Consider the following 11,682-nt stretch of genomic DNA (forward strand, 5'->3'; position numbering starts at 1 on the left):
ACCCGGTAACACCCGCCGCCGGGCAGGCCCCGGCGGCGCATGATGCTCCCTCACAGACACAGCCAGGGGGGCCCATGCACACCCGCACCACCATCACCACCACGGCCGCCGCCGTACTCCTGCTCGCCGCCACAGCCTGCAACAGCACCACCAACACCCCAGCAGCGCCCAGCACACCGGCCGCACCCGCAAGCAGCGCGTCCACCTCCCCGACACCGTCCCCCACCCCGGAAGCGCCACGCGCGCTCGGGACGACCATCAGCAACGACGACGCCGACTCCGGCGCGACCGTCACGGTCCTCGGGTACGAGCAGGGCATCAAGGCCAGCACCACCGCCGACGAGGAGTTCGGCACCAGCGGCTACGTCTGGGCTGCCATCGAGATCAAGGTGTGCTCCACCAAGGGCACCGTCGGCGTCACCCGCAACCCCTGGGTCCTGGCCTACACCGACGGCGCACGCGTGCAGCCGAGCGGCGTCACCTACGGCGACTTCCCCAAGCCCGAGTACCCGTCGGAAGCCGACATCAAGGCCGGTGACTGCATCCGCGGGAAGACCGTGTTCGCCGTCCCCGGCAACCAACGGCCGGCGAAGATCCTCTACACCAGCAGCGTCCTCCCTGAGCCCGCAGAGTGGGTCATTCCGCCCAAGTAGCCGAGGAGGCGCCCGTGGCCGGCAACCCCCGCAACGGGCGCCCCTACCGCGAGCTCTGCGCCCGGCAACGGGCGCTCGGCCTGCCATGCTGGATCTGCGGCCACGACATCCTCTACGACATCACCGGACCCGAGGCCGGACGCAACAAGTGGGCGTTCACCCTCGACCACCTCCTGCCCCTGTCCAAGGGCGGAGACCTCCTCGACCCGGCCAACGCCCGGTCGGCGCACAGGCGGTGCAACAGCGCCCGCGGGAACCGGCTCACCGTCCGTATCGACGGCTCGTCGCGCAGGTGGTGACATGCCGTGCTCTACGTCGTGACCGGCCCGCCAGCCGCAGGCAAGACCTCCTGGATCACCGCGCACGCCGCCCCCGGCGACATCGTCATCGACCTGGACCGCATCGCCCTCGCCCTCGCCGGCCCCGGTGCCAAGCCCTGGGACCACGACGAGACCCTACTCAAGGTCGCACACCGCGCCCGCTTCGCAGCCATCGACGAAGCAGTCACCCACCGCGACAAGGTGAACGTCTTCCTCATCCACACCATGCCCAGCCAGAAGGCCACCGCCCGATACACCCGGCTCGGCGCCAAGATCGTCGTAGTGGACCCCGGCAGAGACATCGTCATGCAGCGCGTCCGCGACATGCGCCACCCCGGCATGGAGGCGGTAGCCACCCGGTGGTACACCCAGCGCCGCCGGCCGGTCGGTGAGGCGACGGCAGCCCAGGCATCGCGCGCCTGGTGAGACCGGAAGCCGGCAGCCACCACGCGACCCGAACAGTCGCCGCGATCTCCATCGCGATCACGATCAAATGATCAACGCGAAGGGTGACAGGCAGGGGCCGGACCCGACAGGGGGGTGGCACCTGGTCCCGCGAGAAATCGGGATCCAGGGCGACCCAAACCGCTCCTGTCGCCCGATTTTTTGCGTGCCTCAAATGAGCGCCCTAGTCACCGGGAACTTCGAACTCGGTAAATAGCGACTCTCCGTGATCGTCACCGTATGTGACTGGGGGTGGCCAAGATCGACAACGAGACGGCCACTCGCGACGAGATCATCACGCTCGGCGTCACCACCATCGCCCCCGGCCTCTGCGCTCTGGCGATCACCCTCGCCAAGCACCTCGACGAGACCGACGCACCGACCAGCGCCGCAGCCGTCGCCCGAGAGCTGCGGGCCACCCTCGACAAGCTGCGCGCCGTCGCACCCGGCCAGGCGGAGGGGGACGTCCTCGATGACCTCGCTGCTCGACGCGCCACACGGCGCGGTGCCTGACCTGGGGCGCCTCGGCTCCCAGAAGCCCCGCCTGTTCACCGCGCCCCCGTTCGTCTCCTCCTCCGGCCAGGAGGCTGTGGAGCTGGCCGCGATGGCCGGACTCCAGCTGGACCCCTGGCAGCAGCACGTCCTCGACGTCGGTCTCGGCGAGCGCGCCGACGGCCGGTGGGCCGCCTTCGAGGTGGCCGTCAACGTGCCCCGCCAGAACGGCAAGGGCGCGATCATCGAGGCCCGGGAGCTGGCCGGGCTGTTCCTCCTCGGCGAGGAGCTCATCCTCCACTCGGCCCACGAGTTCAAGACGGCCATCGAGGCCTTCCGCCGCATCGTCGCCCTGGTCACCAACACCGACACCCTGCGCAAGCGGGTCGCTCGAGTACGGCGGACGACCGGCGAGGAATGCGTCGAGCTGCTCACCGGGCAGCGCCTGCGGTTCCTGGCCCGCTCCGGCGGCTCCGGGCGTGGCTTCTCCGGTGACTGCAACATCTGGGACGAGGCGATGATCCTCGGCGACGAGGCCGTCGGCGCGCTGATGCCCACCATGTCCGCCCGGCCCAACCCGCAGATCTGGTACTTCGGCAGTGCAGGCATCGGCGGCCCGTCCATGCAGCTCGGGCGACTGCGGGAGCGGGCCCTCCACTCCCAGGAAGGGCCCCCGGACCCGGCGCTGTCCTACTGCGAGTGGTCGGTCGACCCGCACCTTGCAGAGTGCCCTGCCGACTGCACGGCGCACGACGACCCTGCGGACCCGGCAACCTGGGCGCGGGCCAACCCGGCGTTCGGGATCCGCATTTCGGAGGAGCACGTGGCCCGAGAGCGGCTGTCCATGTCGTCCGAGGTGTTCGGCCGGGAGCGGCTCGGCGTGGGCGACTACCCCTCCGACCGGGCCGACACCTGGTCGGTCATCGGCCAGGATGCGTGGCGGGCGCTGGCCGATGCCGAGTCGAAGCCTTCGGACCCGGTGGCGTTCGCCATCGACATGACTCCTGAGCGGTCACACGCTGCCATCGCGGTGGCCGGTACCACCGGGGCCGGCGTCCACGTTGAGGTAGTCGACCACCGGCCTGGCGTCGGATGGATCGTGGAACGTGCCGTTGACCTGCAAGAACGCTGGAATCCGTGCGCGTGGGTCGTCGATGCGGGCGGCCCGGCCGGGGCGCTGATCCCCGACCTGGAGCGGGCCGGACTCACAGTGACCGTGCCGCGGGTTCGGGAAGTTGCCCAGGCATGCGGCCAGTTCTACGACGCCGTCACCGAGCAGACCCTCTCTCATCTCGATCAGGCGCCGCTCGCCGCGGCGCTGGCCGGGGCGAGGAAGCGGGACTTGGGCGAGGCCTGGGCGTGGGCGCGGCGTGGTGTCTCGGTCGATATCAGCCCGCTGGTGGCCTCGACGCTGGCCGCGTGGGGGCTGCGGACTCGGGTTGACGAGGTAGAGGAGCCGGAGCCGTGGGCCGTATTCGGGTGAGCCGGGTGGTGTGGGCGCGGCTCGGTGTGGCGTGGGGCGGCATCCTCATCGCGGTCGGCATCGGACTCGCTTGGGGCCTGCCTTTCGGGCTGGTGACGGCCGGGGCGGGGCTCGTGACGTACTGCCTGCTCCTGGCTGACGTGGATCCGCCCCGGCGTACCGAGAGGGGTAGCCCGTGACCAGCCTGTGGCAAGCCAGCCGCGGCCGCCCCCCGGCCGCCGCGGCTGAGCGGCAGATCGCCAGCCTTGAGGACTACATCAACAGCTTCCAGTTCGGGGGCTCCGCGTACTACCCGCAGGGCGTCCAGCAGACGATGCCCGGGCAGGCCACAGAGCCCGTTCCGAACGACTTTGTGGCCTACGCGGTCCGGGCGGCACGAAACGGCGTGCTCAGCGCCTGTATGGACGTCCGGAAGGACGTCTTCAGCAGCACCCGGTTCACCTGGCAGCGCATCAACAAGGGCAGGCCGTCGGAGATGTTCGGGACGGCCGATCTGAGGCTCCTAGAGCAGCCGTGGCCGGGCGGCACGACGCAAGATCTCTTGGGGCGGGTCATTCAGGATGCCGACCTGGCCGGCAACAGCTACTGGGCGCGTGACGGGGATGAACTGGTGCGGATGCGCCCGGACTGGGTGCAGATCGTGCTGGAGCAGCGCAGGATGCGCGACGGGGTGCTGGGCTGGCGTCGGATCGGCTACCTGTACACCGAAAACGGCCCGAACTCCGGTGCCGATCCGGTCCCGTTCCTTCCGGACGAGGTTGCGCACTTCGCGCCACGGCCGGACCCTCTGGCCACCTACCGGGGCATGTCGTGGATGACGCCGATCATCCGGGAGACGACCAGCGACGGGCTGATGTCCGCGCACAAGCAGAAGTTCTTCGAGAACGCGGCTACGCCGAACCTCGTCGTGACCATGCCGCGCGAGATCACCCCGGACGCCTTCGAGCGGTTCCGCGCGAAGATGGACGCCGGTCACAAGGGCGCAGCGAACGCGTACAAGACGCTCTATCTGGGCGGTGGGGCCGATGTTGAGGTCGTCGGCAACTCCTTCTCCCAGATGGACTTCTCCCGCGTCCAGGGCGCTGGAGAGACCCGCATCGCGGCCGCGGCCGGCGTCCCGCCGGTCATCGTCGGCCTGTCCGAGGGCCTGGCGGCCGCGACGTACTCCAACTACAGCCAGGCGCGCCGCCGGTTCGCTGACGGCACGATCCACCCGCTGTGGGCCAACGTCGCCGGGTCCTTCGCTCACCTGGTCCGCCCGACGTTCTCCAGCAAGAGCGGTTCCGTCCGCCTGTGGTGCGACCCCCGCGACGTCCCGTTCCTGAGGGAGGACCGCAAGGACGCCGCTGAGATCGCCTGGCGGCGCGCGCAGACCCTCCGATCGCTCGTCGACGCCGGGTTCGAGGCGGAGTCGGCGGTCCGGGCGGTCGACTCCGAGGACTTCAGCCTGCTGGTCCACACCGGGCTGTTCTCCGTGATGCTCCAGCCCCCGGGCTCCACCCTGCCGACGGCCACGCCGGCGCCACCGACTGACGAGGAGGGCCCGTGATGGGCACAGTCCAAGCCGTCGCGCGCGACCTGGTGAGGTCCGCGCCGTTCCGTGCCGAGGCGGCGCCGGACGGGGAGGCCGATGACGGCCGCACCCTGGCCGGTTACGCCGCTGTGTTCGGCGAGAGCACCGAGATCGACTCCTGGGAGGGGTCGTTCACGGAGACCATCCGCAAGGGCGCCTTCCGGAAGACGATCCGCGAGTCGACCCCGGTCATGCAGTTCGACCACGGTCGGCACCCGCTGATCGGGTCGATCCCGATCGGCGCGATCACCGATCTCCGCGAGGACGATCACGGCCTGTACGTCGAGGGCCGGATCTCCGACAACTGGCTGATGCAGCCGATCCGGGACGCGATCGCCGAGAAGACCGTGAACGGCATGTCGTTCCGGTTCGAGGTAATCCGCGAGGAGTGGCGCGACGCCGCGGGGAAGCTGGTTCCGCCCGAGCTGGTCGGTGAGCTGCTGTGGATGCCCGGCGACCGCGGGCCGCTCCAGCGGGAGATCATCGAGGTGAAGTGCCGCGAGCTCGGCCCCGTGGTGTTCCCCGCCTACGGCGGGACCGAGGTGTCCGTGCGGGCCCGCGGCATGGCCGACGAGCTCGCGCACGACGGGCACGCCACCCGGAAGATCCGCCAGTCCCTGGCCCGGGACGCCGCGGCTCCCGCTGTTCCGGAGGATCCCGAGCTGCGCCGCGAGGTGGCCACCTCGCTGCTGTTCGGCCGACCCGGGCAATTGCAGCGCGGCGCGCACCTCGTCGTCGACATCAGCGACGACCTCGACCCCGACCGTACGGCGGCGGCCGTACTGGACTCCCTCCGCCATATCCAAGGCGCGCCGCTCACTACAGAGCACCCGCCTGCCCCCAGCACGACTGACGCGCCGCCCGCCGATGGGCACCCGTCTTCATCCCCTGCCAGCGAGCGCCTGCGGGCCCAGATCAGCGAGGTCCGGGGCCGCATGGCCCAGACGCTGGCGCTCATCGACGCGAAGGACGCGTAACCATGGAACTCTCCCACCCGCAGGCGAAGATCCGCCTGAAGGACATTGAGGCCGAGCTGGAGCGCCTCGGCGCGAAGCCGGAGCTCACCGACGAGGACGAGCAGCAGTTCGACGAGCTCACCAGGGAGTTCGGCGAGGTCGACCAGCACCGCCGGCAGCTGGAGCGCATGGCCGCCCTGGAGCGGGTCCGTACCGCCTCCACGGTCAGCGACCGCCGCCCGTCCGCCGCCGCCGTCCGCGCTACCGGCGGCACGTCGCTCGGCCAGGACGGCTACGACGCGGACCCGATCCTGAACCCCGACTCCGTTGAGGACGCCCGGTTCCGCAACCCGTGGGACCTGTCCGAGATGCGTACCTTCGGCCAGTCGAAGGCGCAGATCGGCCGCGAGCTGCGGGCCCGTGCGCTGTCCGCTGTTCAAAAGATGGGCGGGGCCTCGGACCGGGTGCGGTCCACGGCTACGGACATCATCGAGCGGTGGGACGACGGCGACGGGAGGATCTCCCGGATGTGCCTGGCGACGTCCTCGCCGGAGTACATGCGGGCGTGGTCGAAGATGGCCGCAGGCAAGGGCCACATGATCACGCCGGAGGAGCAGCGGGCCCTGGAGCGGGCCATGTCGCTTACGGACTCGGCCGGTGGCTACCTCGTCCCGTTCCAGCTGGACCCGACGGTGATCATCACGTCGAACGGGTCGGCGAACTTCATGCGCACCGTGGCCCGTCAGGTCGTCGCGACCGGCGACGTCTGGAACGGCGTCTCCTCCGGCGCGGTGTCCTGGAGCTGGGACGCGGAAGCCGCGCAGGTCTCCGACGACAGCACGACCTTCGCCCAGCCGACCGTGCCGGTCCACAAGGCGGCCGGTTTCGTGCCGATCAGCATCGAGGCCCTGGAGGACGAGGCGAACGTCACCCAGGAGGTGGCGCGGCTGCTGGCGTTCGGCCGGGACACCCTGGAGGCCGCAGCGTTCATCACGGGCTCCGGCTCCGGCCAGCCCACCGGCATCATCACCGCCCTCGCCGGCGGCTCCAGCGTGGTCTCCCCGACCACAGTCGAGACGTTCGCCGCGGCTGACGTCTACAAGGTCGACGGGGCCCTGCCCGCCCGCTACCGGCAGGGCGCGTCGTGGATGGCGAACCGGGCGATCTACAACCTGATCCGCCAGTTCGACACCCAGGGCGGGGCGCAGCTGTGGGAGCGGATCGGAGCGGACGTCCCGCCGATGCTCCTCGGCCGGCGGGCGCTGGAGTCCGAGGACATGGACGGCGCGTTCTCGGCGGCTGCGACCGCGGACAACTTCCTGCTGCTGTACGGCGACTTCTCGAACTACGTGATCGCCGACCGCATCGGGATGACCGTGGAGTTCCTCCCGCACCTGGTCGGGGCGAACCAGCGGCCGACCGGCCAGCGCGGCTGGTACGCGTACTACCGCGTCGGCGCCGACTCCGTGAACGACGCCGCGTTCCGCGTCCTCAACGTGGCCACCACGGCCTGACACGTGCCCAGTTGGGCGGCCCCCGTCGCGGGGCCGCCCTCTGGCAGGAGAGGAACGCGTCATGCCCATCAAGCGGTGCACCGCATCGTTCGTCGCCTACCGCGACGGGATGCCCGTCGTGATCACAGTCGGCCAGCTCATGGACTCCGACGACCCCCTCATCTCGGGCCGCGAGGCCCTGTTCGAGGACATCAACACCCACATGGCCCGGCGCCCTGGCGGAGCCGAGTCGGCTACTGCGGAACCGGCCGAGAAGCGGGCCGTAACCCTGCCCCGCCCGACCGCCGGCGGTCGAGGCCGCGGCGGACGCAAGGGCGCCGCCACTGACGACGCCGAGGAGTCGCCGTGAGGAACAGCGTCTACAACACGATCGTCTCGCGGGTATCGATCCTGCCCGCCGTGCACGACACCACCGTCGAGGGCTCGGCTGTTGACCTCCTCGTGCACGGTGACGCCGCCCGGTCGGCGATGGTCGTGCTGCCGGTGGGGACCGTCACGGACGGCACCCACACCATCGAGGTCCAGGACTCACCGAACGGATCGGACTGGACGGCTGTTACCGCCGAGTTCCTTCAGGGCTCTGAGCCTGCGGTCACCTCGTCGAACGACGAGCGGACTCACGAGATCGGCTACACCGGCCACCAGCGGTACCTCCGGGTGGTGTCCACCGTGACGGGAAGCCCGTCCACCGGCGGCGCCTACGGGGCGATCGTGCTCCTGGGCTGGGGCCGCACGCGGCCGCCGGTCCGCGCGTAGGGGGTGATGAGCCGTGCCGTTCGATCTCGGTGACACCGTCCGCCTGACAGCTGAGTGCCGGGACCCGGGCGGCACCCTCACCAACGCCTCCGCCGCCACCCTCACCATCACACTGCCGGACGGGACCACGGCCACGCCCAGCGTGACCAACCCGCCCGCCAGCGCCGGTGAATACAGGGTGGACTATCCGACCGTCCAGGCAGGCCGCCACGGCGTCCGCTGGCTTTTCACCACCCCGGGCGCAGCGTTCACCGACATGTTCGATGTGCGGGCTGCCGCGCCGCCGCTCATCCTGTCCCTGGCCGACGGTCGCCGGCACCTTCAGATACCCGCTGGTGACACGGCGGCTGACGAGCAGATGCGCGGCTGGCTGGAGTCGGTGACCGAGCTCGTGGAGAGCTTCTGCGGGCCGGTCGTGCGCCGGACGGTGGTCGACGACTACGACATCCAGAGGGGCGGCGTCCCGCGACTGGCGCTGCGCCGGGTACCGGTCCTGTCGGTCACCTCGGCGGTCGAGGTCCTGACCGGCAGCCCCTCCTACGATGCGGTCGCCCTGACCGTGGACAGCAATGGGATCCTGCGACGCCTTGACGGCGGCCTGCTGCACGGGCTGCTCCGGATCACCTACGTGGCGGGGCGCACCGTCGTACCGGCGAACCTCTCGTCGGCGGCGCGCATCATCCTCCAGCACCTGTGGCGCACCCAGTACGGGGCGTCGCGGGCGCTGGCCGGTCTGGGCGGCGGCGAGGACTTCGCCGTGACGGAGCCGATCGCAGGGTTCGGGTACGCGATCCCAAACCGGGCGATGCAGCTGATGGAGCCGCACCGCCTGCCGCCGGCGGTGGGGTAGATGGCCACCTCGGCAGTCCCGGCCGCCGTCGATGCTCTGGCGGAGATCCTCCGTGCGGCGCCCGGCCTGCACTCGGTGCGCGTCTTCGACGGGCCTCCCACAAACAACCTGCCCACCGGTGACCTGCTGTTCGTCTGCTACCAGCCGGGTGCGGACTCCGCGGTGTCGATGACGCAGCAGTTCAACTCTGCCGGCGCCCGGACCCGCGACGAGGACTTCGACATCGGCTGCTACCTCGAGTCCCGTTCGGGCGGCGCCGACATGGGCGTGCAGCGCCGGCAGGCGTTCGCGCTGCTGGCCGAGGTGGAGAACGCGCTGCGTGCCACCGATGCCGAGCCGGAGGCTCCGACCTTGCGCGGCACCGTGCTGTGGGCGCACCTGGTTGCCGCCGATCTGTTCCAGACCCAGTCCGACGGGGCGCTGGCTGGGCTCTCTTTCACGGTCCGCTGCCGGGCCCGCATCTGATCAAGGAGATCCACATGGCCAAGGTCCGCTATGTCGGTCCGGTGCCGGTGACGGTGCCGGAGCTCGGCAGCCGCACTGTCCAGCCGGACGAGGTCGTCGAGGTGCCGGATGCCCGGTACGACGGCTACGTCTGCCAGCCCGTGAACTGGGAGCCCGTCGAGGAACCCAGGACGTCCGCGCCTAAGAAGGCCGCGGCCAAGACCGTGAAGGGTGACGACTGATGGCGATCGGATCCGGCCTCGGCGGCCAGCTCGGCATCGTCGCCGAGTCCACCTACGGCACCTACGTGGCGCCGACCAGGTTCCTGGAGTTCACGAAGGAATCGCTGGTCCTCAAGAAGACCACCGAGCAGTCCGCTGGCGTGGCGGCCGGGCGGCTGATGGCGCTGTCGGCGCGGCGTGTCCTGACGCAGAAGGAGGTCGCGGGCTCCATCGACATGGAGGTCACGAACTCGGGGATGGGCCTGCTCCTTCAGGCGCTGATGGGGACGACGGTCACCCCGGCTCAGCAGGAGTCGACGGCCGCGTATCTCCAGACCCACAACCTGGCGGACAGCTGGGGCAAGTTCCTGACGATCCAGAAGGGCGTGCCGCTGACCACGGGCACGGTCACCGACAAGTCCTTCGTCGGGTGCAAGGTCGTCGGAGCGGAGTTTTCGTGCGAGGTCGGCGGCATGCTGATGTCGTCGTGGGAGATCGACGGCCGGGACTGCTCAGAGAGCCAGTCTCTGGCCAGCGCCTCCTACCCGTCGCGGCGCCCGTTCCACTTCGGGCAGATGGCGGTCAAGACCGGCACGTTCGACTCCGAGGCCGCGCTGGACGGGGTGCGGAAGGTCAGCATCAAGATCGAGCGGCCCATGGCGACAGACCGGTTCTACGCCGGGGCGTCCGGGCTGAAAGCTCAGCCGATCGCGAATGACCTGGTCAAGATCACGGGCACGATCGAGACGGACTACGTCGCGACGACGCTGGACGACCTGCACACGTCGGACGCGGCAACGTCGCTGGTCTGGGAGTTCGTCGGCCCGACGATCGAGACCAGCTACGCCGAGACGTTCCGGATCACCCTGCCCGCCATCAAGATCGATGAGGCGCCGCCGGTGATCGACGGGTTCGAGGTCATCAAGCCCAGCTACAGCTTCACTGCGCTGTACGACGGCACCAACCCGGCATCGATCGAGTACATGTCCACCGACACCGCGGTGTAGCCGTGACCCGCGACATCCGGATCATGAACACCGGCGCCCTGCTTGAGCTGTCGCGCCGGCTCAACGCCGCGGCGGGGCCGCCGGTCCGGGCGGCGATGACCCGCCGCATCCGGCGAGCAGCCGAGCCCCTGCGGAACGACTTGCAGCGCACCGTGCGGGGGCTGCCGATCCGCAGCCAGGGCGCCGCCGGCCGCGGCGGCCCATCCCCGACGACGCGCCCCCTGCGCGCCACGATCGCCGCGGCGATCCGCATCTCGGTCCGGACCGGCGGCAACCCGGGCGCCCGGATCTGGATCGACCGCGCTGCCCTGCCGCCCGACCTGCGCGGCATGCCCAAGGTCATGAACACCGGCCGCATCCGGCACCCCGTGTTCGGCAACCGGCGCCGCTGGGCCACGCAGACCACCACCCCCCTGTGGTGGGAGTCCACCATCCGCCAGCACCGGCCCCGTATGGAGCGCGAGATCGAGCGGATCTTGCGTGACGTCCGCCAGCGCCTCGAATAGCCAGGAGCACACCTTGATCATCCTGTACAGCCCTGAGGACGGCGAGCAGCGCCGCTTCGACGTCCGGTCCGTCCGCACGTCGGAGGCGCAGATCGTCGAGCGCACCACGGACCTGAAGTGGGGCGACATCAAGCGGGGTGTCCGCGACGACGACCCGACCGCACTACGTGGCGTCGTCTGGGTCCTCCTCAAGCGGGAGACTCCCACGCTCCGGTGGTCGGACTTCGACCCGCTCATCGACGAGCTCACCAGCAAGTTCGACGCGCGGGAGATCGCCGGTATCGCAGCGGACATCGTGGCCCTCCCCGAGGAACAGCGGGCGCGGGCCATCGCCGAGATGAAGGCCTACGTCGAGGACCCGGACTCTGTGGACCTGGCCGTGAAGGAAGCAGCGGGCTCCCCAAAAGAGCCGACGACGGAGACCTCACCGACCGACGCCTGAAGTACCTGGGTCTCTTCGCCT

General features: G+C 70.3%; 16 protein-coding genes. All 16 read left to right on the forward strand.

Annotated features, from left to right (window positions below; all coding sequences use genetic code 11):
- Nucleotides 1-74: 74 nt before the first annotated feature.
- The 16 genes from ACTVZO_RS05410 (at nucleotide 75) to ACTVZO_RS05485 (ending at nucleotide 11,661) form a co-directional block, all read left to right on the forward strand.
- A complete protein-coding gene (locus ACTVZO_RS05410; protein WP_443297267.1) occupies nucleotides 75-653 on the forward strand; it encodes a hypothetical protein in 579 nt (192 codons plus the stop codon).
- 14 nt (nucleotides 654-667) lie between these two features.
- The gene (locus tag ACTVZO_RS05415; protein WP_443297268.1) at nucleotides 668-952 is read left to right on the forward strand and encodes an HNH endonuclease; all 285 of its coding nucleotides are present in this window, start codon (nucleotides 668-670) and stop codon (nucleotides 950-952) included.
- A gap of 6 nt (nucleotides 953-958) precedes the next feature.
- The gene (locus tag ACTVZO_RS05420; protein WP_443297269.1) at nucleotides 959-1,399 is read left to right on the forward strand and encodes an AAA family ATPase; all 441 of its coding nucleotides are present in this window, start codon (nucleotides 959-961) and stop codon (nucleotides 1,397-1,399) included.
- A 270-nt stretch (nucleotides 1,400-1,669) separates the two neighbouring features.
- Complete coding sequence (locus ACTVZO_RS05425; RefSeq protein ID WP_443297270.1) at nucleotides 1,670-1,930, forward strand: hypothetical protein; 261 nt, start codon at nucleotides 1,670-1,672, stop codon at nucleotides 1,928-1,930.
- Nucleotides 1,890-3,392 carry a terminase gene (locus tag ACTVZO_RS05430; RefSeq protein ID WP_443297271.1) on the forward strand — a complete coding sequence of 501 codons (1,503 nt, stop codon included), beginning with the start codon at nucleotides 1,890-1,892 and terminating at the stop codon, nucleotides 3,390-3,392. Before ACTVZO_RS05425 ends, ACTVZO_RS05430 begins: the two co-directional genes overlap by 41 nt.
- 175 nt (nucleotides 3,393-3,567) lie before the next feature.
- Nucleotides 3,568-4,941 (forward strand): phage portal protein, encoded by a 1,374-nt coding sequence (locus tag ACTVZO_RS05435; protein ID WP_443297272.1) that lies wholly within the window; start codon nucleotides 3,568-3,570, stop codon nucleotides 4,939-4,941.
- Entirely contained in the window at nucleotides 4,941-5,942 is a 1,002-nt protein-coding gene (locus tag ACTVZO_RS05440; protein WP_443297273.1) for an HK97 family phage prohead protease, read from the forward strand. The genes ACTVZO_RS05435 and ACTVZO_RS05440 overlap by 1 nt, the downstream gene beginning before the upstream one ends.
- Before the next feature lie 2 nt (nucleotides 5,943-5,944).
- Nucleotides 5,945-7,435: a phage major capsid protein gene (locus ACTVZO_RS05445; RefSeq protein ID WP_443297274.1), complete on the forward strand. Its 1,491-nt coding sequence runs from the start codon at nucleotides 5,945-5,947 to the stop codon at nucleotides 7,433-7,435.
- Between the two features lie 61 nt (nucleotides 7,436-7,496).
- Complete coding sequence (locus ACTVZO_RS05450; protein ID WP_443297275.1) at nucleotides 7,497-7,784, forward strand: hypothetical protein; 288 nt, start codon at nucleotides 7,497-7,499, stop codon at nucleotides 7,782-7,784.
- Nucleotides 7,781-8,191, forward strand: coding sequence for a hypothetical protein (locus ACTVZO_RS05455; RefSeq protein WP_443297276.1), 411 nt, complete (start codon nucleotides 7,781-7,783; stop codon nucleotides 8,189-8,191). Before ACTVZO_RS05450 ends, ACTVZO_RS05455 begins: the two co-directional genes overlap by 4 nt.
- Nucleotides 8,192-8,204: 13 nt before the next feature.
- Complete coding sequence (locus tag ACTVZO_RS05460; RefSeq protein ID WP_443297277.1) at nucleotides 8,205-9,041, forward strand: hypothetical protein; 837 nt, start codon at nucleotides 8,205-8,207, stop codon at nucleotides 9,039-9,041.
- On the forward strand, nucleotides 9,042-9,506 hold the full coding sequence (locus ACTVZO_RS05465) for a hypothetical protein (RefSeq protein ID WP_443297278.1): 465 nt from the start codon (nucleotides 9,042-9,044) through the stop codon (nucleotides 9,504-9,506). It begins immediately after the preceding gene.
- A gap of 14 nt (nucleotides 9,507-9,520) precedes the next feature.
- On the forward strand, nucleotides 9,521-9,727 hold the full coding sequence (locus tag ACTVZO_RS05470) for a hypothetical protein (protein ID WP_443297279.1): 207 nt from the start codon (nucleotides 9,521-9,523) through the stop codon (nucleotides 9,725-9,727).
- A complete protein-coding gene (locus tag ACTVZO_RS05475; protein ID WP_443297280.1) occupies nucleotides 9,727-10,713 on the forward strand; it encodes a phage tail tube protein in 987 nt (328 codons plus the stop codon). The genes ACTVZO_RS05470 and ACTVZO_RS05475 overlap by 1 nt, the downstream gene beginning before the upstream one ends.
- Before the next feature lie 2 nt (nucleotides 10,714-10,715).
- Nucleotides 10,716-11,219 carry a hypothetical protein gene (locus ACTVZO_RS05480; protein WP_443297281.1) on the forward strand — a complete coding sequence of 168 codons (504 nt, stop codon included), beginning with the start codon at nucleotides 10,716-10,718 and terminating at the stop codon, nucleotides 11,217-11,219.
- 13 nt (nucleotides 11,220-11,232) lie between these two features.
- On the forward strand, nucleotides 11,233-11,661 hold the full coding sequence (locus ACTVZO_RS05485; RefSeq protein ID WP_443297282.1) for a hypothetical protein: 429 nt from the start codon (nucleotides 11,233-11,235) through the stop codon (nucleotides 11,659-11,661).
- Nucleotides 11,662-11,682 lie beyond the last annotated feature (21 nt).

The sequence above is a fragment of the Streptomyces sp. IBSNAI002 genome, assembly GCF_052244475.1.
Classification (GTDB): domain Bacteria; phylum Actinomycetota; class Actinomycetes; order Streptomycetales; family Streptomycetaceae; genus Streptomyces.

Excerpts from the sequence above, each read along its gene's own strand:
- ACTVZO_RS05410 (WP_443297267.1), top strand. The coding sequence starts at position 75 with ATGCACACCCGCACCACCATCACCACCACGGCCGCCGCCGTACTCCTG.
- ACTVZO_RS05445 (WP_443297274.1), top strand. The coding sequence starts at position 5,945 with ATGGAACTCTCCCACCCGCAGGCGAAGATCCGCCTGAAGGACATTGAG.
- ACTVZO_RS05430 (WP_443297271.1), top strand. The coding sequence starts at position 1,890 with ATGACCTCGCTGCTCGACGCGCCACACGGCGCGGTGCCTGACCTGGGG.
- ACTVZO_RS05470 (WP_443297279.1), top strand. The coding sequence starts at position 9,521 with ATGGCCAAGGTCCGCTATGTCGGTCCGGTGCCGGTGACGGTGCCGGAG.
- ACTVZO_RS05465 (WP_443297278.1), top strand. The coding sequence starts at position 9,042 with ATGGCCACCTCGGCAGTCCCGGCCGCCGTCGATGCTCTGGCGGAGATC.
- ACTVZO_RS05450 (WP_443297275.1), top strand. The coding sequence starts at position 7,497 with ATGCCCATCAAGCGGTGCACCGCATCGTTCGTCGCCTACCGCGACGGG.
- ACTVZO_RS05475 (WP_443297280.1), top strand. The coding sequence starts at position 9,727 with ATGGCGATCGGATCCGGCCTCGGCGGCCAGCTCGGCATCGTCGCCGAG.
- ACTVZO_RS05440 (WP_443297273.1), top strand. The coding sequence starts at position 4,941 with ATGGGCACAGTCCAAGCCGTCGCGCGCGACCTGGTGAGGTCCGCGCCG.